The sequence below is a fragment of the Nocardioides sp. cx-173 genome (genome assembly GCF_021117365.1).
GTDB lineage: Bacteria > Actinomycetota > Actinomycetes > Propionibacteriales > Nocardioidaceae > Nocardioides.
Map to the genome: position 1 here is coordinate 2,244,689 of NZ_CP088262.1, position 19,414 is coordinate 2,264,102.

The 19,414-nt window shown below is 70.1% G+C and carries 17 protein-coding genes; 1 reads left to right on the forward strand and 16 read right to left on the reverse strand.

Going from position 1 to position 19,414, the window contains the following annotated elements; translation table 11 throughout:
- Positions 1 to 7: 7 nt before the first annotated feature.
- From pafA to LQ940_RS10935, 10 genes are all read right to left on the reverse strand, one after another.
- Positions 8 to 1,369, reverse strand: coding sequence for a Pup--protein ligase (gene pafA, locus LQ940_RS10890; RefSeq protein ID WP_231243474.1), 1,362 nt, complete (start codon positions 1,367 to 1,369; stop codon positions 8 to 10).
- Between the two features lie 93 nt (positions 1,370 to 1,462).
- The gene (locus LQ940_RS10895; RefSeq protein WP_231243475.1) at positions 1,463 to 2,470 is read right to left on the reverse strand and encodes a hypothetical protein; all 1,008 of its coding nucleotides are present in this window, start codon (positions 2,468 to 2,470) and stop codon (positions 1,463 to 1,465) included.
- Positions 2,471 to 2,649: 179 nt separating this feature from the next.
- Complete coding sequence (prcA, locus tag LQ940_RS10900; protein WP_231243476.1) at positions 2,650 to 3,570, reverse strand: proteasome subunit alpha; 921 nt, start codon at positions 3,568 to 3,570, stop codon at positions 2,650 to 2,652.
- Positions 3,567 to 4,421, reverse strand: coding sequence for a proteasome subunit beta (prcB, locus tag LQ940_RS10905; RefSeq protein ID WP_231243477.1), 855 nt, complete (start codon positions 4,419 to 4,421; stop codon positions 3,567 to 3,569). Before prcB ends, prcA begins: the two co-directional genes overlap by 4 nt.
- Positions 4,418 to 4,615, reverse strand: a complete 198-nt coding sequence (locus LQ940_RS10910; RefSeq protein WP_231243478.1) for a ubiquitin-like protein Pup — start codon at positions 4,613 to 4,615, stop codon at positions 4,418 to 4,420. The genes prcB and LQ940_RS10910 overlap by 4 nt, the downstream gene beginning before the upstream one ends.
- Before the next feature lie 106 nt (positions 4,616 to 4,721).
- A complete protein-coding gene (gene dop, locus LQ940_RS10915) occupies positions 4,722 to 6,230 on the reverse strand; it encodes a depupylase/deamidase Dop (protein ID WP_231243479.1) in 1,509 nt (502 codons plus the stop codon).
- A gap of 581 nt (positions 6,231 to 6,811) precedes the next feature.
- A complete protein-coding gene (gene arc / locus LQ940_RS10920) occupies positions 6,812 to 8,569 on the reverse strand; it encodes a proteasome ATPase (RefSeq protein WP_231243480.1) in 1,758 nt (585 codons plus the stop codon).
- Positions 8,570 to 8,764: 195 nt separating this feature from the next.
- The gene (locus tag LQ940_RS10925) at positions 8,765 to 9,496 is read right to left on the reverse strand and encodes a glutamine amidotransferase (RefSeq protein ID WP_231243481.1); all 732 of its coding nucleotides are present in this window, start codon (positions 9,494 to 9,496) and stop codon (positions 8,765 to 8,767) included.
- Positions 9,493 to 10,497, reverse strand: coding sequence for a tRNA (adenine-N1)-methyltransferase (locus LQ940_RS10930; RefSeq protein ID WP_269217203.1), 1,005 nt, complete (start codon positions 10,495 to 10,497; stop codon positions 9,493 to 9,495). Before LQ940_RS10930 ends, LQ940_RS10925 begins: the two co-directional genes overlap by 4 nt.
- 26 nt (positions 10,498 to 10,523) lie before the next feature.
- Positions 10,524 to 11,657: a site-2 protease family protein gene (locus LQ940_RS10935; protein ID WP_231243482.1), complete on the reverse strand. Its 1,134-nt coding sequence runs from the start codon at positions 11,655 to 11,657 to the stop codon at positions 10,524 to 10,526.
- A gap of 99 nt (positions 11,658 to 11,756) precedes the next feature.
- Between LQ940_RS10935 and LQ940_RS10940 the strand changes: the two genes are divergently transcribed.
- The gene (locus LQ940_RS10940; protein ID WP_231243483.1) at positions 11,757 to 12,644 is read left to right on the forward strand and encodes a RecB family exonuclease; all 888 of its coding nucleotides are present in this window, start codon (positions 11,757 to 11,759) and stop codon (positions 12,642 to 12,644) included.
- Here the strand turns inward: LQ940_RS10940 and LQ940_RS10945 are convergent.
- The 6 genes from LQ940_RS10945 to LQ940_RS10970 form a co-directional block, all read right to left on the reverse strand.
- The gene (locus LQ940_RS10945; RefSeq protein WP_231243484.1) at positions 12,641 to 13,756 is read right to left on the reverse strand and encodes an ABC transporter ATP-binding protein; all 1,116 of its coding nucleotides are present in this window, start codon (positions 13,754 to 13,756) and stop codon (positions 12,641 to 12,643) included. The two genes, LQ940_RS10940 and LQ940_RS10945, sit on opposite strands and share 4 nt — an antisense overlap.
- The gene (locus LQ940_RS10950) at positions 13,753 to 14,793 is read right to left on the reverse strand and encodes an ABC transporter ATP-binding protein (protein WP_231243485.1); all 1,041 of its coding nucleotides are present in this window, start codon (positions 14,791 to 14,793) and stop codon (positions 13,753 to 13,755) included. Before LQ940_RS10950 ends, LQ940_RS10945 begins: the two co-directional genes overlap by 4 nt.
- A 4-nt stretch (positions 14,794 to 14,797) precedes the next feature.
- Positions 14,798 to 15,757: an ABC transporter permease gene (locus LQ940_RS10955; protein ID WP_231243486.1), complete on the reverse strand. Its 960-nt coding sequence runs from the start codon at positions 15,755 to 15,757 to the stop codon at positions 14,798 to 14,800.
- Positions 15,754 to 16,758 (reverse strand): ABC transporter permease, encoded by a 1,005-nt coding sequence (locus LQ940_RS10960; protein WP_231243487.1) that lies wholly within the window; start codon positions 16,756 to 16,758, stop codon positions 15,754 to 15,756. Before LQ940_RS10960 ends, LQ940_RS10955 begins: the two co-directional genes overlap by 4 nt.
- Positions 16,759 to 16,800: 42 nt before the next feature.
- Entirely contained in the window at positions 16,801 to 18,465 is a 1,665-nt protein-coding gene (locus tag LQ940_RS10965; RefSeq protein ID WP_231243488.1) for an ABC transporter substrate-binding protein, read from the reverse strand.
- A gap of 229 nt (positions 18,466 to 18,694) precedes the next feature.
- Positions 18,695 to 19,405 (reverse strand): HAD family hydrolase, encoded by a 711-nt coding sequence (locus tag LQ940_RS10970; protein WP_269217204.1) that lies wholly within the window; start codon positions 19,403 to 19,405, stop codon positions 18,695 to 18,697.
- Between the last annotated feature and the right edge of the window lie 9 nt (positions 19,406 to 19,414).

Genomic DNA, 19,414 nt, shown 5'->3' on the forward strand with positions numbered 1-19,414 from the left:
GACCGGCTCACATGCCGTCGATCAGCCGCTGCACCCGCTCGTCGTAGGCGCGGAAGGGGTCCTTGCACAGCACGGTGCGCTGGGCCTGGTCGTTGAGCTTGAGGTGCACCCAGTCGACGGTGAAGTCACGCCGCCGCTCCTGGGCCTTGCGGATGAAGTCGCCGCGCAGCCGAGCGCGGGTGGTCTGCGGTGGGACCGACTTGGCCTCGAAGATGCGCAGGTCGGTGGAGACCCGGGCGACGGCGCCGCGCTTCTCCAGCAGGTAGTAGAGCCCGCGGCCACGATGGATGTCGTGGTAGGCCAGGTCCAGCTGGGCGATCCTGGGGTGGCCGAGAGGGAGCCCGTGCTTGGCGCGGTAGCGCTCGATGAGCTTCCACTTGATGACCCAGTCGATCTCCCGGTCGACCAGCCCCAGGTCGTCGGACTCGACCGCCTTGAGACCCCGCTCCCACAGGTCGAGCGCGCGCTCGATCAGGGGGGTGCTGATCTGGCGACGATCCACGAAGTCGCGCGCCTTGGAGAGGTACTCCCCCTGGATCTCCAGGGCGCTCGCCTCCCGGCCGTTGGCCAAGCGGACCTTCCGGCGACCGGTCACGTCGTGGGAGATCTCACGGATGGCGCGGATCGGGTTCTCCATCGTGAGGTCGCGCATGACCACGCCCTCCTCGATCATGCGCAGGACGAGGTCGCAGGTGGCGACCTTCAGCATCGTCGTGGTCTCGCTCATGTTGGAGTCGCCGACGATCACGTGCAGTCGCCGGTACTTCTCGGCGTCCGCGTGCGGCTCGTCGCGGGTGTTGATGATGGGACGGCTGCGGGTGGTGGCGCTGCTGACGCCCTCCCAGATGTGCTCGGCACGCTGGGAGATCGAGTACGACGCGCCGCGCGGCGTCTGGGTGATCTTGCCCGCGCCGACGACGATCTGGCGTGTCACGAGGAACGGGATCAGGATGTCGGCCAGTCGGCTGAACTCACCGGCGCGCCCGACCAGGTAGTTCTCGTGGCAGCCGTAGGAGTTGCCGGCGGAGTCGGTGTTGTTCTTGAACAGGTAGATCTCACCCTGAATGCCCTCGTCGTGCAGCCGCTGCTCGGCGTCGAGCAGCAGCCCCTCCAGGACCCGTTCCCCCGCCTTGTCGTGGGTGACGAGCTCGGCGATGTCGTCGCACTCCGGTGTCGCGTACTCCGGGTGGCTCCCGACATCGAGGTACAGGCGCGCCCCGTTGCGCAGGAATACGTTGCTCGAGCGGCCCCAGCTCACGACCTTGCGGAACAGGTACCGGGCTACCTCGTCCGGGCTGAGGCGTCGCTGACCCTTGAACGTGCACGTGACGCCGTACTCGTTCTCGATGCCGAAGATCCGCCGGTCCACACCTAAACCCTACGGTGCCCCTGCGCACGCGTCCGCACGTTCTCGGTGCGGCGCGGTCGCGGTTTGTGACCAAACCACGATCTCGGCGACGCCTCAGGCGACCCGGGACCAGTCGATCACGCCGGTCGCGCGCTGCCAGCGCAGCAGCAGTCGTCTTCGACACGACGCGGAGTACATCGAGTTCTCGACCAGGACGCGCCACCTGGTCAGCCGTGAGCTCTGGTGTGCGCGTCCCAGCGTGCGGTCGATCTCGTGCATGGTCGCCGCTGGGTGATTCAGCAGGTCGTCGAGGGTGAAGCCTCGGCGCGTGTACGTCGGCGAGAGCCCGCGCTCGCGCCTCAGATCGGTGCGCTGCTGGACCTTGCCGCGGTGGTGCTCACCGTCGTACTCGTGCACCAGCCGCGTGCCCGAGACGAGCAGGTCGACGCGCCCCAGGAACCGACCCGACTCGTCCGTGATCCGGACCTGCGGCTCGACGGGCACCCCGATCGCCCGGTGAAAGAGATGCAGGACCGTCTCCCCGGCCGACTCCGCCCTGCGGTCGGCCAGCAACCAGGCCGTGCGCAGCTGGCGTACGCCCGGGCGACGGCTGCGGAGGAGAGCCTCCATGCGGTCCGGGTCTATGTCGCCGAGGCGCAAGGCCGAGTTGATCATGATGACCAGGTCCAGGACGCCCAAGTCGCGGGCGGCCCGGAGCAGGATCTCCTCCGCGCCGTCCACCGGGAGCCCGTGCCTCACCTCGGCGTGCGACTCCCCCACCAGCCGTGCACACAAGAGCCCCGGTCGGCGAGGACGGCGTTGCCCCGTGCGCACCGCGGCGAACACGGGTAGGTCATCGGGCAGACGCGGCAGCTCCCACCCGCGAAGCATTGCCCCCGTCAGGTGAGTGAGGACCGCTCCTGCGGGCAGCACCAAGAGCCAGGCGGCCAGGTCGCGCAGGAGCTCCGTCCAGGCGTCGCTGTCGGTGCTCGGTCGCTGCAGGCCGTGGCTGACCCGGCGCATCCCGGCCAGCCGCACCTCGCCCCTCGACGCACCTGCGGCCTTGATGGCCGCCGCCGCCGCCTGCTCCACCGCCGCGCCGCTCGCCTGCTTCCCCGACATACCCTCCAGCCTGAGTCCTTCGAGCCCGGCTGAAACTCGCGTCGCCACCGCCTGTGGACGAACGCCTGAGCGGGTGACGGCGCGGGGCACCACCTCGTGGTTTGGTCACAAACCCCGGGATGGCGGCGCCCCCAGCTGCGGTTGGTGACCAAACCGTGAGGCGAGGCCACGGCACGACGTCAGAGCGGCGAACCGGACCCCGGCGCGGGGGGCGCGACGGGCGGCTCCGGGTCCTGGTCGGCCCTGCCTCCCCTGGCGGGCTCACCGGTGAGCGGATCCTCCAACGGAGCGACGTGGCCGCTCGACTGGTCGGTGGGGTCGGCCGGGTTGTCGGGGCTGGCGTCGCTCGGTGCCGACCCCGCCTGGGTGTCCTCCGGGGAGGGCACCTCGGGAGAGGAGGGCCCGCGCTCGCCGAGGAGCCCCTGGAGGCGCCCGGGCGCGAGCCGCACGAACTTGCGGGGCTGCGTCCTGGTGCGGTCCAAGATCGCGACCTCGAGGTCCTCGACGTCGATGACCCGGTCCTGGTCGGCCGTGTGTCCCAGGGCAGCGACCGCCAGCCGAACCACGTCCTCCAGGCTCGAGTCGGTGACGTAGTGCTCCCGGATGTATGCCGCCACCACATCGGAGGCGCCGCCCATGACGGCGAAGCCCTGCTCGTCGGCGACCTGTCCGTCATAGGTGAGCCGGAAGATCTGGTCGTCGGCGGCGGTGTCGCCGACTTCGGCCACGAAGATCTCCACCTCGTAGGGCTTCTCGCCGCCGCTGGAGAAGATTGTCCCGAGGGTCTGGGCGTAGGCGTTGGCGAGGCCGCGACCGGTGACGTCGCGACGGTCGTAGGCGTACCCGCGCATGTCCGCAAGGCGGACGCCGGCGATGCGCAGGTTCTCGAACTCGTTGTAGCGACCCACCGCGGCGAACGCGATGCGGTCGTAGATCTCCGAGACCTTGTGCAGTGCCTGCGAGGGGTTCTCGGAGGCGAACATGATGCCCTCGGCGTACTGCACCGTCACGACGGAGCGCCCGCGGGCGATGCCCTTGCGGGCGAAGTCCGCCCGGTCCTTCATCAGCTGCTCGGGCGAGACGTAGAAGGGCATGCTCATCGCTGGCCTCCCGTCGTACCGCCGGTCAACGGTGCGCCCGGCCCATCGGGCCGGATCATGCGGCCGGCGATGACACGGTCGGCGATCTCCGCCACGTCGTCGTCGAGCAGGCGGCGACCCCCATCAGCGGTGATCACCCGCACGACGGGGAAGATCCTCCGCGCCATGTCGGGGCCACCGGTGGCGGAGTCGTCGTCGGCGGCGTCGTACAGGGCCTGGATCACCGCGGTCACGCACCCCGTCTCGTCGAGGTCCTCGCGATAGAGCTTCTTCAGCGACCCCTTGGCGAACAAGGAGCCCGAGCCCACCGAGTAGAAGGCGGTCTCCTCGTAGCGTCCGCCGGTCACGTCGTAGCTGAAGATCCGGCCCTGGCTGTGCCGCAGGTCGAACCCGGCGAACAGCGGTACGACGGCCAGCCCCTGCATGGCCATGCCGAGGTTGGCCCGGATCAGGGCAGCGAGACGGTTGGCCTTGCCGTCCATCGACAGCGTGGTGCCCTCGATCTTCTCGTAGTGCTCGAGCTCGGTCTGGAACAGGCGCACCATCTCAACCGCGAGACCGGCGGTCCCAGCAATGCCCACGGCGGAGAACTCGTCAGCTGGGAAGACCTTCTCGATGTCTCGCTGAGCGATGATGTTGCCCATCGTGGCGCGGCGGTCCCCGGCCATGACCACGCCGCCAGGGAACGTTGCGGCGACGATGGTGGTCCCGTGAGGAGCCAGCTCACCGGCCTGGCCCTGGGGCAGCGCACGGCGGCTCGGCAGCAGGTCGGGCGACTCTGCTGCGAGGAAGTCGCTGAACGACGAGATGCCGGGCTGGAGGTAGGAGGCCGGTAGGCGCGGGTCGTTCACTGGCCGCCCTTCTGGATGAACGACTTCACGAAGTCTTCGGCGTTGGACTCCAGTACCTCGTCGATCTCGTCGAGGATGGCGTCCACGTCGTCGTCGAGCGCTTCCTTGCGCTCGGCCACGTCGGTCTCCGGGGCGACCTCCGTCGTCTCCTCGGTCTCCGATGCCTTGCGCGGTTGCTTCTGCTCCTGGGCCATGACTCGACCTTATCCAGTAGCGCCAGCGACTTCGCGGTTTGGTCACAAACCGCAGGCTCCGGCGGCCGGATGGCGCGGTTTGTGACCAAACCGCATCCCCGCCGGCTCAGCGCGTGAGCACAGCGAACAGCTGCTCGGCCGTCTCGCACCGGTCCAGGAGCTCCCCGACGTGGGCGCGGCTGCCCCGGAGGGGGTCGATGGTGGGCACGCGCTGGAGGGACTCGCGGCCGGGAAGATCGAAGATGACGGAGTCCCAGGACGCCGCGGCCACGTGGTCGGCGTACTGCTCCAGGCACCGACCGCGGAAGTAGGCCCGCGTGTCCTCGGGAGGGTCGTGCATGGCTCGAACGACGCTCTCCTCGTCCAGAAGGCGCTCCATCCGCCCCGAAGCGGCCAGGCGGTTGTAGAGCCCCTTGTCCGGGCGGATGTCGGAGTACTGCAGGTCGATCAGCGCCAGCTTGGCGTCGTCCCAGTCCAGCCCGTCGCGTTCGCGGTACTGCTCGAGCAGCTTGAGCTTGGCGACCCAGTCCAGCTCGGTGGCGCACAGCATCGGGTCCCGCTCCAGCCGGTCGAGCACCGACTCCCAGCGGGCGAGCACGTCGATGGTCTGGGCGTCCGCGTCGGCTCCCAGACGGTCTTCGACGTACTTCTTGGCCAGGTCCAGGTACTCCAGCTGCAGCTGCACTGCGGTGATGGTGCGGCCATCCGTGAGCGTCAGCGTCTGGCGGAGCGTGGGGTCGTGTGAGACCGAGCGCAGCGCGGCAACGGCGCCGTCCACGGTGAGGTCCGGACCGATGAAGCGGTCCTCGATCATCGCCAGGACCAGCGAGGTGGTGCCGACCTTGAGGTACGTCGACACCTCGGAGAGGTTCGCGTCGCCGATGATCACGTGTAGGCGTCGGTACTTCTCCGGGTCCGCGTGCGGCTCGTCGCGGGTGTTGATGATCGGGCGCTTCAGCGTGGTCTCGAGGCCCACTTCGACCTCGAAGAAGTCGGCGCGCTGGCTGACCTGGAAGCCGTGCTCCCGCCCGTCCTGGCCGATGCCGACCCGGCCGGCGCCGCAGACCACCTGCCGGCTGACGAAGAACGGCGTGAGGTGGCGCACGATGTCGCCGAACGGCGTCGAGCGCCGCATCAGGTAGTTCTCGTGGGCACCGTAGGAGGCGCCCTTGTTGTCGGTGTTGTTCTTGTACAGCGCGATGGGGGCGCCGTTGGGCAGGGCCCCGGCCCGCCGCTGGGCGTCGAGCATCACCTGCTCCCCCGCCTTGTCCCAACGGACGATGTCGAGCGGGTTGGTCACCTCGGGCGTGGAGTACTCCGGGTGGGCGTGGTCGACGTACAGCCGGGCCCCGTTGGTGAGGATGACGTTCGCCAACCCCATGTCCTCATCGGTCAGCTGCGAGGGGTCGGCGACCTGGCGCGCCATGTCGAACCCGCGTGCGTCGCGCAGCGGGGACTCCTCCTCGAAGTCCCAGCGAGCGCGCCTGGCCCGTACGGTCGCCGACGCGTAGGCGTTCACCACCTGCGAGGACGCCACCATCGGATTGGCCAGGGGCTGCCCCTGCACCGAGATGCCGTACTCGACCTCCGTCCCCATGACCCGCCGTACGCTCATGGAACGAGCCTACGCGGCCCGCCAGCGCCCGTTCTCAGCGCTTGCGGAGCACCATCTGAGCGAGGTAGATGATGACGAGGACGACGACGATGATGACGAGGATCTTGATCATGGGTGGCTCCGGGGGTGCGGGCCGTCCGCGGTGGACGACGCAGAAGCCATGAGTAGCACACCGCGGGCCGCACCGGTCCGCTCCGACGCGCCGGTGGGGCCGTCGAGATGAGGTGTCGAAGGAGGGTGTGGTCCCCAGTCTCGTGGAGGCGTCGCTGCGCGGGGAGGAGCATAGGCCCCGCCGCGACCGTGCCGGTGCCGACTCGAACGGCGTGGTGCCCCGAACTGGGCTTCGGCAGTGGTCTCAACCTGGCTCCCTGCCTCCGTACGCGCTGAGCGGGGGCTGTTCCCTCTTCGTGGTTTGGTCACAAACCGCACATCTCGGCTGCGTTCGCCCACGGTTTGTGACCAAACCACGGCAACCTGCAGACACCGAGCCCTGATGCATCCGTTGTGGTTTGGTCACAAAGCGCAGGCAGCGCCGGCCGATGCCTGCGGTTTGTGACCAAACCACGCGCAGATGGGCCGGGCTACAGGTACTGCCCGGTGTTGGCGACGGTGTCGATGGAACGTCCGGGCTCGGTGCCCTGCTTGCCGGTGACGAGGGTGCGGATGAAGACGATCCGCTCGCCCTTCTTGCCGGAGATGCGGGCCCAGTCGTCGGGGTTGGTGGTGTTGGGGAGGTCCTCGTTCTCCTTGAACTCGTCGACGCACGCCTGCAGCAGGTGCGAGACGCGCAGACCGCGCTGCTGGTGGTCGAGGAGGTCCTTGATCGCCATCTTCTTGGCCCGGTCAACGATGTTCTGGATCATGGCGCCGGAGTTGAAGTCCTTGAAGTACAGGACCTCCTTGTCGCCGTTGGCATAGGTGACCTCGAGGAACCGGTTCTCCTCGGTCTCGGTGTACATCCGCTCCACCGTGGCCCGGATCATCCCCGCGACGCAGGCGTTCCGGTTGCCGCCGAACTCCTCCAGGTCATCCGCATGCAGCGGCAGGCTGGGGGTGAGGTACTTCGAGAAGATGTCGCGGGCGGCCTCGGCGTCGGGGCGCTCGATCTTGATCTTCACGTCCAGCCGGCCCGGTCGCAGGATCGCCGGATCGATCATGTCCTCGCGGTTGGACGCCCCGATGACCAGCACGTTCTCGAGTAGTTCGACACCGTCGATCTCACTGAGCAGCTGCGGCACGATCGTGTTCTCGACGTCGGAGGAGACGCCGGAGCCACGGGTGCGGAAGAGCGAGTCCATCTCGTCGAAGAAGACGATGACGGGGGTGCCTTCGCTGGCCTTCTCCCGCGCACGCTGGAACACCAGGCGGATGTGACGCTCGGTCTCGCCGACGTACTTGTTGAGAAGCTCGGGGCCCTTGATGTTGAGGAAGTACGACTTCCCCTCCTGGCCGGTCTTGGCCGCCACCTTCTTGGCCAGCGAGTTGGCCACGGCCTTGGCGATGAGCGTCTTGCCGCAGCCCGGAGGCCCGTAAAGCAGAACCCCCTTGGGCGGCTTCAACTCGTGCTCGAGGAACAGCTCGGGGTGCAGGTAGGGCAGCTCCACGGCGTCGCGGATCTGCTCGATCTGACCGAACAGGCCTCCGATGGACTCGTAGTCGATGTCCGGCACCTCTTCGAGGACGAGCTCCTCGACCTCGGACTTCGGTACCTTCTCGTAGACGTAGCCCGCGCGCGAGTCGAGCAGAAGCGAGTCGCCGGCCCGGATCGTGTCGCTGAGCAGCGGCTGCGCCAGGCGTACGACGCGCTCCTCGTCGGCGTTGGCGATCACCAGGGCGCGTTCGCCGTCGGCGAGCAGCTCCTTGAACATCACCACCTCGCCGACCTCTTCGTAGTCGAAGGCGGCGACGACGTTCAGGGCCTCGTTGAGCATGACCTCCTGGCCGCGACGCAGGTCATCGAGCTGCACCGACGGGCTGACGTTGACCCGCAGCTTGCGCCCGCCGGTGAAGACGTCCACGGAGTCGTCCTCGTTGCGAGCCAGGAAGGTGCCGAAGCCCGCGGGCGGCTGGGCGAGCCGGTCGACCTCTTCCTTCAGCTTCATGATCTGGTCGCGCGCCTCGCGCAGCGTCTCCGCGAGGCGCTCGTTCTGAGACGTGACCGCCGACAGCGAGCGCTGGGCGTCTGCCAGCCGCATCTCCACCCCATGCGAGTGCGTCGGCACCTCGTTGAGCCGGCGGCGCAGGTCGGTCACCTCGGACTCGAGGAAGCGCACCTGGCTCTCGAGCTCGTCGGGACTCCGCCCGCTACCGCTGCTGGACACACCATCTGACATCGACATGAGGCCCACCTCCTGTACGTGCGACCCTACCCGGGCATCACACCAACGGAAGTCTGTGAGCCACGGTGTTGGTCACGATTTGGGACAGGGTCGGTCACCGGACGTCCCGTGGTTTGGTCACAAACCGCACGTCGGCGGGCCTGCGCTTTGCGGTTTGTGACCAAACCACGGGTGGACGGCGTCCGCCCGCGGGGGTCAGCGGGCGTAACGGCGGGCGAAGTTGCGCAGGAGGGTGCCGGGATGGGTGACGGCGACGGCGCGGGCGGTGTCGCGCAGGCGGTCGGCGTCGGCGGGGTCGAAGTAGCCGTGCGTCGCGTAGACCGAGATCCGGGTCAGCAGGCCGGGCAGGTCGAGCTCGGGGTGGAACTGGGTGGCGTAGACGTGCTCACCCACCCGGAAGGCCTGGACCGGGCACGCCGCGGCCGTCGCCAACAGCGTGGCGTGGGCGGGCAGCAGCGAGATCGCCTCCTTGTGACCGCCGTACGCCGTGAAGGAGCGCGGGACGTCGGCGAACAGCGGGTCCGCGAGGCCGGCGTCCGTGAGCGTCACCGACAGGGGGCCCACGGGCTCGGGGTGGCTGGTGTCGACCACCCCGCCCTGGTGGGTGCCCAGCGTACCGATCCCGTAGCAGGCGCCCAGGAAGGGGAAGTCGGCCGCGACCACCCTGTCGAGCAGCGCCCCCAGGTCGGCCTCTGCGTGCCGCTGGGCCGCCGACTTGACCCGCTCGGGGTCCGACACGGTGAACGCGCCGCCGCCGAGCAGGATCCCGGACCAGTCCTCGAGCACCACGTCCCCCAGGGGGCCGGAAGCCAGGGATCGGGTGTGCAGCTCAGCAGGCGAGACCTCCAGGAAGCGGCAGAACGCGTCGTACTCCTCCCGTGCCGCCGCCTCCTCGGCGCGGATGGAGAGCAGCAGGAACGGTCTCACTCGCCCCCAGCCTCCCCGACCGCCTCCCCGGCCTCCCCGACCGCCTCGCCGGACCCGTCCTCGACGACCTCGGCGCGCGGCCCGGTGTAGTCGGGACCGTAGGCGCCCGGGGCGGGACGGCGGCGCTTGAGCGGAGCCCTCTGGCCGGGCGCCATGCGACGAGCGGTCACCAGGAAAGCCGTGTGCCCGATCATCTTGTGACCGGGACGTACGGCGAGCCCCTCGACGTGCCAGTCGCGCACCAGCGACTCCCACGCCTGCGGCTCGGTGAAGCCGCCGTGCAGCCGCACCGTCTCCATGAAGCGCGACAGCTGGGTGGTGGTGGCGACGTACGCGCACACGATCCCACCGGGCCGCAGCGCGTCGGCGGTGGCGTCGAGGCACTCCCACGGCGCGAGCATGTCGAGGATGACCCGGTCGTAGCGCTCGCCGCTCGCCGGCAGCTCCTCGGCGAGGTCGCCCAGCCGCAGCGACCAGGCCGGGTGGGTCTCGCCGTCGGGCGCGCCGAAGAACTGGGTCACGTTCTTGCGCGCGACCTCGGCGAACTCCTCACGACGTTCGTAGGACGTCACCCGCCCGAACGGGCCGACCGCCCGCAGCAGCGAGCAGGTGAGGGCACCGGAGCCGACCCCGGCCTCCACCACGTCGGCTCCGGGGAAGATGTCGGCCATCGCCACGATCTGGGCGGCGTCCTTGGGGTACACGACCGCGGCCCCACGAGGCATCGACACCACGAACTCCGAGAGCAGCGGCCGGAAGACGAGGTACTCGCCACCCGACGTCGAGGTGATCGTGAAGCCCTCCTCGCGCCCGATCAGGTCGTCGTGGGACATCCCGCCGCGGTTGGTGTGGAAGGTCTTGCCGGCCTCGAGGCAGATGTTGTGCTTGCGCCCCTTGGCGTCGACGAGCCGCACCCACTCGCCCTCGCGCAGGGGCCCGCGGTGGACTCCCGACCAGGCCTGGGGGGCAACATCGTCGTCGTGCGGTTGGGTCGAGGACACCGCGGAACCTTACTGGGGGCAGGCGCTCACTGGCGAAACGCTCGGTCGACGTCGGCGGTGGACAGCACGCCGTACACGCTCCCGTCCTCCTCGACGAGCACGTACTCCGCCGCGGGGGTCCGGTTGATCGCCATGACCAGCTCCTCGCCGTCGATGCCGACCGGGAGCCGCAGCCCCTCGTCGAGGGTGCGCGCGACGGTGGACACCGCGACCCAGGGACGCCGCTCCGGCGGCGTGGCCAGGAGCGCGGCCTCGTTGACCACGCCGACCGGTCGCCCCCCGGTGGTGACGGTGACGATGCTGCCCGCCTCCGCCTCCTGGGCGCGCCGCACCGCCTCGGCCAACGGCAGGTCGTCGGGCACGGCGAGGGTACGGCGGGCGAGGTCGCGGGCGCGCAGCTCGGGCAGTCGCGCACGCAGCCGGGCCGAGGCCATCGCCGCGGTGGCTCCCGACCACAGGAAGGAGGCGATGACGATCGCGAGCACGAAGTCGATGACGTCGGGGGGCCGCCCCAGTGCCTGCTCCTGGAAGAGCGGCCACAGCAGGACCAACCCGGCCGTGATCCGGCCGCCCCAGCCTGCCGCGAGGGTGCCGCGGTGCACGTTTCCGGTGACGCGCCACACGGCGGCCTTGAGCACCCGGCCTCCGTCCAGCGGCAGTCCCGGCACCAGGTTGAGGACCCCGACGAGCAGGTTCGCGCCGGCGAGGCCCTGCACGGCCATCAGCAGCAGGCCATCGGGGGTGACGAACCACAGGCCCACCCCGACGGCGCCGACCGCCAGCGAGGTCAACGGCCCCACGACGGCGATCCAGAACTCCTGGCGCGGCGTGCGGGCCTCGCCCTCGATCGAGGTCATCCCGCCGAGGAAGTGCAGCGTGATCGACTGCACCGCGAAGCCGTAGCGCCGCGCCATGAGCGCGTGCGAGGCCTCGTGGAGCAGGACCGACCCGTAGAGGATCACCGCGAACGCGAGGCCGGCGACGTACTTCCCGGCGCCCAGGCCTGGTTGCACCACCTCGACCTGCGGGGCCATCAGGACGGCGATCAGCCCGGCAATGAGGAACCACGACGAGGACACGAGGACCTCGCTGCCCGCGATCGTGCCCAGCTTGAAGGTCCCGGGGGGCCGGGGAGCAGGGCGCGGGACGGGGTCGGACACACCTCGAACCTAGCCGACCCGCGTTCGCCGTCAGCGTGCGGCGTCGCCCTCCCGCGGGCTGTCGGCGACCTCGCCTAAGGTCGAGGGCGTGAGGTCACGATGACGGTCCATCAAGCGGCGGACGCCTCCCCGGCGCAGCGGGTCTCGACCCCCGTGGACGGGGTGGAGGTGCTCGGCGCGCTCTCCCCCAGCCGCGCCGGCGACTTCCTGACCTGCCCCCTGCTCTACCGCTACCGCACCATCGACCGGCTCCCCGAGCCCTACTCGGCCGACGCCGTGCGCGGCACGGTGGTCCATCGAGTCCTGGAGAACCTCTTCGACCTGCCGGCGCTCGAGCGCACCCCGGAGCGCGCGCGCGGACTGCTCATGCCGGCCTGGGACGAGCTGCTCGACGCCGAGCCCGGCGTGGCCGAGATGTTCGGCACCGAGGGCCCCGACGTCGCCGCCTGGCTGACCTCGTGCCGCACCGTCCTCGACCGCTACTTCTCCCTCGAGGACCCCCAGCGCCTCGAGCCCGCCGAGCGCGAGCTGTACGTCGAGGCGCTGCTCGACTCCAAGCTGCTGCTGCGCGGCTTCGTGGACCGCATCGACGTCGCCCCCGACGGCGCGATCCGGGTGGTCGACTACAAGACAGGGCGCTCGCCGACCGAGGACTTCGAGGCCAAGGCCCTGTTCCAGATGAGGTTCTACGCCCTCGTCATCTGGCGCACCCGCGGCGTGGTGCCGGCGATGCTGCAGCTGATCTATCTCGGCAACGGCGAGATCCTGCGCTACGTCCCCGACGAGCGCGACCTGCTCGCCACCGAGCGCAAGGTCGAGGCGGTGTGGCAGGCGATCCGCCACGCCACCGCTACCCGCGACTGGCAGCCGCGCCGCAGCCGGCTGTGTGACTGGTGCGCGCACCAGGCCATCTGCCCGGAGTGGGGCGGCACTCCCCCACCGCTCACCCCCGATGAGGGCCGCGACCCCGCCCAGGACGCGCGCTAGGCGGACAGCTCGGCCTCGGCCGCCGCCACGGACTCCGCCGTGACCTCGTGCGGCTTGATCCGCCCGTCGCGGATGTCCTCGGCGTAGTGGCAGGCCACCAGGTGGCCCGCACCGCCGAGCAGCCGCAGCTCGGGCCGCTCGGTGTCGCAGCGGGTCTCCTGCCGAAACGGGCAGCGGGTGTGGAAGCGGCAGCCCGGGGGCGGTGCCGACGGCGACGGCAGGTCGCCGGCCAGGACGATCCGCTCGCGGCGTGCCTCGATCTTCGGGTCGGGCACGGGGACGGCCGACATCAGGGCCTTGGTGTAGGGATGCAGCGGCTCGGCGTACAGGTCGTCGCTCGAGGCCTGCTCCACGATCCCGCCGAGGTACATGACCGCGACCTCGTCGGAGACGTGCCGGACGACGGCGAGGTCGTGGGCGATCACCAGGTAGGTCAGGTTGAGCCGCTCCTGCAGCTCCCCGAGCAGGTTGAGCACCTGCGCCTGGATCGAGACGTCGAGCGCGGAGACCGGCTCGTCGGCGATCACGAAGCGCGGCTCGAGGGCGATCGCGCGGGCGATGCCGATGCGCTGCCGCTGCCCGCCGGAGAACTCGTGGGGGTACTTCAGCGCGGCCGACGCGGGCAGGCCCACCTGGTCCAGCAGCTCGCGGACCCGGTCGCGGCGGTCGTAGGCGATCCCGTGCGCGCGCAGGGGCTCGGTGAGGATGGTCTCGACGCTCTGGCGGGGGTTGAGGCTGGCCAGCGGGTCCTGGAAGACCATCTGCATGTGCTGGCGCATGCGGCGCAGGCTCTCGCGTGGCAGGGCCGCGACGTCGGTGCCGTCGTAGATGACCCGGCCCTCGGTCACCGGCGCCAGCCTGAGCACCGCCTTGCCCAGCGTCGACTTGCCGCAGCCCGACTCGCCGACCAGGCCCAGCGTGCGGCCGGCGGGGATCGAGAGGTCGACGCCGTCCACGGCCTTGACGGCGCCCACCCGGCGGCCCAGCAGGGCCCCGCTGCGGATCGGGAAGTGGACCTTGAGTCCCTCGATGCGCACCAGCGGCTCTGACCGCTCGGTCGGCGGCAGATCCTCCGGCATCTCCTGCGCCACCGCGCCGGGGATCTCGCTCATCGCGTCTCACCTCTCGCCGGGCGGGATGGGTCCAAGGGGTTGTGGCACCGCACGTGGCGCACCCCCTCGTCGGTCAGCTCGGGTGTCTGCGTGGTGCACACCTCGAGGACGTTCTGGCAGCGCGGTGCGAACGCACAGCCCTGCGGCCACGGCAGGACGTTGGTCGGCGAGCCGGGGATGGCCGTCAGCGGCTCCCCTCGCGGCGAGTCCAGCCGCGGGATGCTGCCGAGCAGGCCCCCGGTGTAGGGATGACGCGGCTCCTCGAAGAGCACGTCGCGGGTGGTCGACTCGACGATGCGGCCGGCGTACATCACGTTGACGCGGTCGCACAGGCCGGCGACGACGCCGAGGTCGTGGGTGATCATCAGCAGCGCCGCGCCGGTGTCGGCCACGAGCTCCTTGAGCACCTCGAGCACCTGGGCCTGGATCGTGACGTCGAGGGCCGTGGTCGGCTCGTCGGCGATCAGCAGCCGGGGCTGGCACGCCAACGCGATGGCGATCAGCACCCGCTGCCGCATCCCGCCCGAGAGCTGGTGGGGGTACTCCTTGAGCCGCCGCACGGGGTCGGGGATCCCGACCTTGCGCAGGAGGTCGCCGGCGCGGTCCCGGGCCTCCTTGCGGGAGACCTCGTTGTGGCGGCTGATCACCTCGGCGATCTGGACCCCGACCGTGACCACCGGGTTCAGCGAGGTCATCGGGTCCTGGAAGACCATCGCGATGTCGCGCCCGCGCAGCTGGCTCATCTCGTTGCGCGACAGCGACATCAGGTCGACGTCGCCGTAGCGGATCTCCCCCGACGTGCGCACGCCGCGCCGCGGGAGCAGTCCCATGATCGCGAGCGACGTCACGGACTTGCCGCTGCCCGACTCCCCCACCAGGCCGACGTGCTCGCCGGGCCGGATGTCGAAGGAGACCCCGTCCACGGCGCTGGTACGACGTTGTCCGCGCAGCCCGAACTCCACCCGGAGGTCGCGCACGGTGAGCAGTGGCTGGCGGCCCGGGTGGGCGCTGACGGTGTCGTGCAGGGACATGGTCATGCCGTCACCTTCGAGTTCGGGGGTCGAGGGCCTCGCGCAGCGCTTCGCCGAAGAGCGTGAAGCCGAGTGCGGTGATGGCGATGGCGACGCCCGGGTAGATGGCGAGTCGCGGGTCCGCCTGGAAGCGGTCCTGCGCGGCGACCAGCATGCGGCCCCACTCCGCCACGGCCGGATCGGCCTCGCCCAGCCCGAGGAAGGACAGGGCGGCGACCTCGATGATCGCCGTGGCGAGGTTGAGGGTGGCCTGGACGATCGTGGGCCCCAGCGAGTTGGGCAGGATGTGGCTCATCACGATGCGCCGCTTGCGCAGGCCCAGCGACGAGGCGGCCAGCACGTAGTCCGAGCGGCCCTGAGACAGCATCGACCCGCGCAGCAGCCGCGCGAAGATCGGCACCTGCACGACGCCGATGGCGATCATGATCGCGTAGGCGTTCTTGCCCAGGATCGCCGCGATGCTGACGGCCAGGAGCAGGCTCGGGATCGAGAGCATGATGTCGACCAGCCGCATGATGGCGGTGTCCACCCAGCGGCCGAACCGGCCGCCGACGCTGCCGAAGCCGCCGGCCAGAAGCCCGAGCGTCGCGCCCACGGCCAGGCCGATGGCGGTGGAGACGACGCCGTAGATGAGCGACTGCCGGGCCCCGTAGAGCATCTGGGTCCACATGTCCGAGCCGAAGGAGTCCAGGCCGAGGAAGTGCTCGTCGCTGGGGCCAGGCACCTTGCTGGGGGTGATCTGGCCGGCCCACTCCGGCGACGCCGGCTCGTAGGACGTCAGCAGCGGGGCGATGATCGCGATGACCACGAACGCCAGCACGATCAGGGCGCCGAGGATGGCCGAGGGGTTGCGGCGCAGCCGACGCATCGCCCCGCGCCACAGGCTCACCCCGTGCTCCTCCGGATCGCCGCCCGTGGCCGGGTCCAGGCTGGCCGGACCCGGCGCGGCCGGCATCAGCGGGATGCTCATGCGACCCTCAGCCTCGGGTCGATGACGCCGTAGAGCAGGTCGACGGCGAGGTTGATCAGCGAGTAGATGATCGCGATGAAGATGATGTAGCCCTGCAGGACCGGGTAGTCACGGTTGGTGATCGCCAGGAACAGGTAGGACCCGATGCCGTTGAAGCTGAAGACGGTCTCGGTGAGCACCGCACCGGAGAACAGCAGCCCGGTCTGGAGGCCGATCGTGGTCGCCACCGGCAGCATCGCGTTGCGCAGGACGTGACGGCGCGAGATGACGCTGCGGGCCAGGCCCTTGCTCTCGGCGGTGCGCACGTAGTCCTCCTGCATGACGTCGGCGACGGAGGCGCGGGTGATGCGCACGATGATCGCCAGCGGGATGGTGCCCAGCGCGACGGCCGGCAGCGCCAGGTGGATCACGGCGTCCCACGAGGCGTCCCACTCCTGGGTCAGGAGGCCGTCGAGCACCGCGAAGCCGGTCACGTCGGTGGAGTCCATGCGCGGGTCCTGTCGCAGCGCGGTCGGGAACCAGCCCAGCCAGTCCGCGAAGACCAGCTTGAGCAGGATCGCCAGGAAGAAGACCGGGGTCGTGACCCCGAGCAGGGAGCCGGAGACGACGAAGGTGTCGAGCAGGCGGCCCTGGTGGCGCGCGGCGAGGTAGCCGAGCGGGATGCCCAGGACCACGGCGAACAGCAAGGCCGCGAGAGCCAGCTCGATCGTCGCGGGGAAGCGGCTCAGGAAGCTGTCCAGGACCGGCTGGCCGGTCTGGATGGAGTTCAGGAAGTCGCCCTGCAGGAGGCTCTTGAGGTACGTCAGGTACTGCTGCAGCACCGGCTCGTCGAAGCCGTAGGCCTCGGTGACCCGACGCAGGCTGTCCGCGTTTGCGCGCTCGCCGAGCAGCGCCCGGGCCGGGTCGCCCGGCAGGGCCCTCACCCACACGAAGAGGAGGATCGAGAGCCCTGCCAGGACGGGCACCATCTGCGCCAGGCGGCGGAGGGTGAGACGAAGCATCTCCCTACCGCCGCCCGGACGCTGACGCCTGGTGGGACCCGATCACTCGTTCGAGACGGTGATCAGGTTCCAGACCTCGTCCTGCACCGGACTCGGCTCGTAGCCCTCGACACCGGGCGCGAACCCGAGCGACGGCACCGGGTGCGCGATCGGCACGCCGGGCAGGTACTCCATGACCTGGCGGTTGATCTCCTCGTAGAGCGGGGTCTGCTCCTCGACCGTCGGGATCCCGCGCGCCTCGTCGAGGCCCTGGAAGATCTCGGCGTTCTTGAAGCCCCACTCGTTGGACTCCTGGCCGAAGAAGACGCCGAGGAAGTTGTCGGTGTCGTTGTAGTCACCGGTCCAGCCGAGCAGGTGGATGCCGTGCTTGTCGGTGCCCTGGATCTTCTCCAGGTAGTCCGGGTCCCACTGGTCCGCGGTGGGCGTGACCTTCAGGCCGACGGCCTGGAGCTGGGTCCGGATGATGTTGAAGGTGCCCTCCGGGTCCGGCATGTACGGGCGCGAGACCCCGGTCGGGTAGTTGAACTCGATGGTGGCGCCGGCGGCACCGGCATCCTCCAGCAGGGACTTGGCCTTGGCCGGGTCGTAGTCGTAGGTGGTCACGTCGCTGGCGTAGCCGTTGACGACCTCGGGGATGAACTGCGTGGCCGCCTCGGTGCCCTCGGGCATCGAGGTGCTGATGACCTCCTCGAGGTTGATCGCGTGCGCGATCGCCTGGCGCACCCGCAGGTCGTCCAGCGGCTTCTGCTTCTGGTTCATGCCCAGGTAGAGCACGTTGAAGGCGGGCCGGTTCTCGATCTGCATGCCCGCCTTCTCGAGGGGGCCCAGGTCGGCGGGGCCGACGAGGTCGAAGCCGTCGATCTCCCCGTTGGTCAGCGCGTCCGCGCGGGCCTTCGGGTCGTCGATCGCGACCACGATCGCCTTGTCGATCTTGGCCTTCTCGCCCCAGTAGTCGTCGTTGCGCGCGAGGGTGACGTTCTCCTCGCGGTTCCAGGCCTCGAAGACGAACGGGCCGGTGCCGGTCGGGTGCGCGGTGGAGTACTCGGTGTTGCGCGGGTTCTCGGCGGCGTCGTCCTGGAACTCCTCGAGGGCCGAGGGGCTCTGCATCGAGAAGGCAGGAAGCGACAGGGCCGCGATGAAGCCGGCGAAGGGCTTCTTCAGGACGATCGTCGCCGCCGCGTCGCCGTCGGCGGTGCACGAGTCGTAGACCGCGGCCTTGGCGTTCTCACCGGTGGCGAAGCCGCGGAACAGTGCCCCGTAGTAGTAGGTGAGGTCCTCGGTCTGCGCCGTCTCGGGCACGTTGTACCAACGGTCGAAGTTGGCGCACACCGCCTCGGCGTTGAAGTCGGTGCCGTCGTGGAACTTCACGCCGGTCTCGAGATCGAAGGTGTAGGAGAGACCGTCGTCGGACACCTCCCAGCTCTTGGCGAGCAGTGGCGCGGGGTCGGCCGTGCCCGGCACGGTGCCGACCAGACCCTCGAAGATCTGCCGCGCCACGCGGAAGCTCTCGCCGTCGGAGACGAAGAACGGGTCGAGCGCCACCGGCTCGGCCGACCCGGCGAAGACGAACGTGCCCCCGGCCTCGCCCTCGCCGCCACCTCCGTCCCCGTTGTCGCGGTCGCTCTCCGCGCATCCGGCGAGGACGAGCGACCCCGCAACCAGGCCGGCGAGAGCGCCGGCTCGTAGACGATTCCTCTTGGTCCGCACGATTCACCTCATGGTCGACACGTTCTCGCAGAGCCCCGGATACTGCCGTGCTCGTAGAGCGAACGCAGGGGAACATACTCGGCCGCCGACCCCGATGGCTACCGGACGTACCGCGGCCGATGGTCGCGAATTGGCAACGATCTGAACTCGAGTCGCCCTCCCACGGGCAGCCTTACACCATCATGACCTCGCGGCGAAGGCCTCTCGTGGGGTCGCAGGCGCCGGGACGCTACCCGCGCGCTGAGCCCGCCAGGCTCCACTCGTGCGACGGTCGGCCCACCAGGTCGACCAGCGACGACAGGAAGACTCGCCCTGGCCCGGCCGGCACCTCCACGTGGTTGGGGACGACCAGCACCGTGCAGCCGGCCGCCTCGCCGGACGTGGCTCCGGTGGCGGAGTCCTCGACGGCCAGGCAGTCCGAGGGCTCGACGCCGAGCGCCGCGGCGGCCGTGAGATAGGGCTCGGGGTGCGGCTTGCCGTGGCGGACCTGGTCGCCCGTGACCACGACGTCGAAGGTGTCGTCCGGCAGCTGGTCGAGGATGGGCTCGACGAATCGCGTGTAGGACATCGTGACGAGGGCGCAAGGCACGCCCTCGGCGCGCAGCTCGGCCAGGAGCTCGCGCGCACCGGGACGCCATGGCACCTCGCCGCGCACCCGGCCCACGACCCCGTCGAGCAACCGCTCCACGATCTCCTCCGCGGTGAGCGGCAGGCCGAGCTCCTCGCGCATGTAGCGTCCCGACGACAGCAGGTCGTTGCCCACGAGCCGCATCGCGTGCTCGTGGCTCCACGTCGCCCCGAACTCTGCGGCGAGCGCATACTCCGCGTCGATCCAGTACGGCTCGGTGTCGACCAGCGTCCCGTCCATGTCCCAGAGCACGGCCTGGGGAGTCCAGCCGGTAGCGTCCGGTGCCGCATCCGTCTCGGCGGCCTGTTCCACGGTGCTCAG

Excerpts from the sequence above, each read along its gene's own strand:
- LQ940_RS10955 (WP_231243486.1), bottom strand. The coding sequence starts at position 15,757 with ATGAGCATCCCGCTGATGCCGGCCGCGCCGGGTCCGGCCAGCCTGGAC.
- prcA (WP_231243476.1), bottom strand. The coding sequence starts at position 3,570 with ATGAGCATGCCCTTCTACGTCTCGCCCGAGCAGCTGATGAAGGACCGG.
- LQ940_RS10960 (WP_231243487.1), bottom strand. The coding sequence starts at position 16,758 with ATGCTTCGTCTCACCCTCCGCCGCCTGGCGCAGATGGTGCCCGTCCTG.
- LQ940_RS10945 (WP_231243484.1), bottom strand. The coding sequence starts at position 13,756 with ATGAGCGAGATCCCCGGCGCGGTGGCGCAGGAGATGCCGGAGGATCTG.
- LQ940_RS10910 (WP_231243478.1), bottom strand. The coding sequence starts at position 4,615 with ATGGCCCAGGAGCAGAAGCAACCGCGCAAGGCATCGGAGACCGAGGAG.
- LQ940_RS10895 (WP_231243475.1), bottom strand. The coding sequence starts at position 2,470 with ATGTCGGGGAAGCAGGCGAGCGGCGCGGCGGTGGAGCAGGCGGCGGCG.
- dop (WP_231243479.1), bottom strand. The coding sequence starts at position 6,230 with ATGAGCGTACGGCGGGTCATGGGGACGGAGGTCGAGTACGGCATCTCG.
- LQ940_RS10940 (WP_231243483.1), top strand. The coding sequence starts at position 11,757 with ATGACGGTCCATCAAGCGGCGGACGCCTCCCCGGCGCAGCGGGTCTCG.
- arc (WP_231243480.1), bottom strand. The coding sequence starts at position 8,569 with ATGTCGATGTCAGATGGTGTGTCCAGCAGCGGTAGCGGGCGGAGTCCC.
- LQ940_RS10950 (WP_231243485.1), bottom strand. The coding sequence starts at position 14,793 with ATGACCATGTCCCTGCACGACACCGTCAGCGCCCACCCGGGCCGCCAG.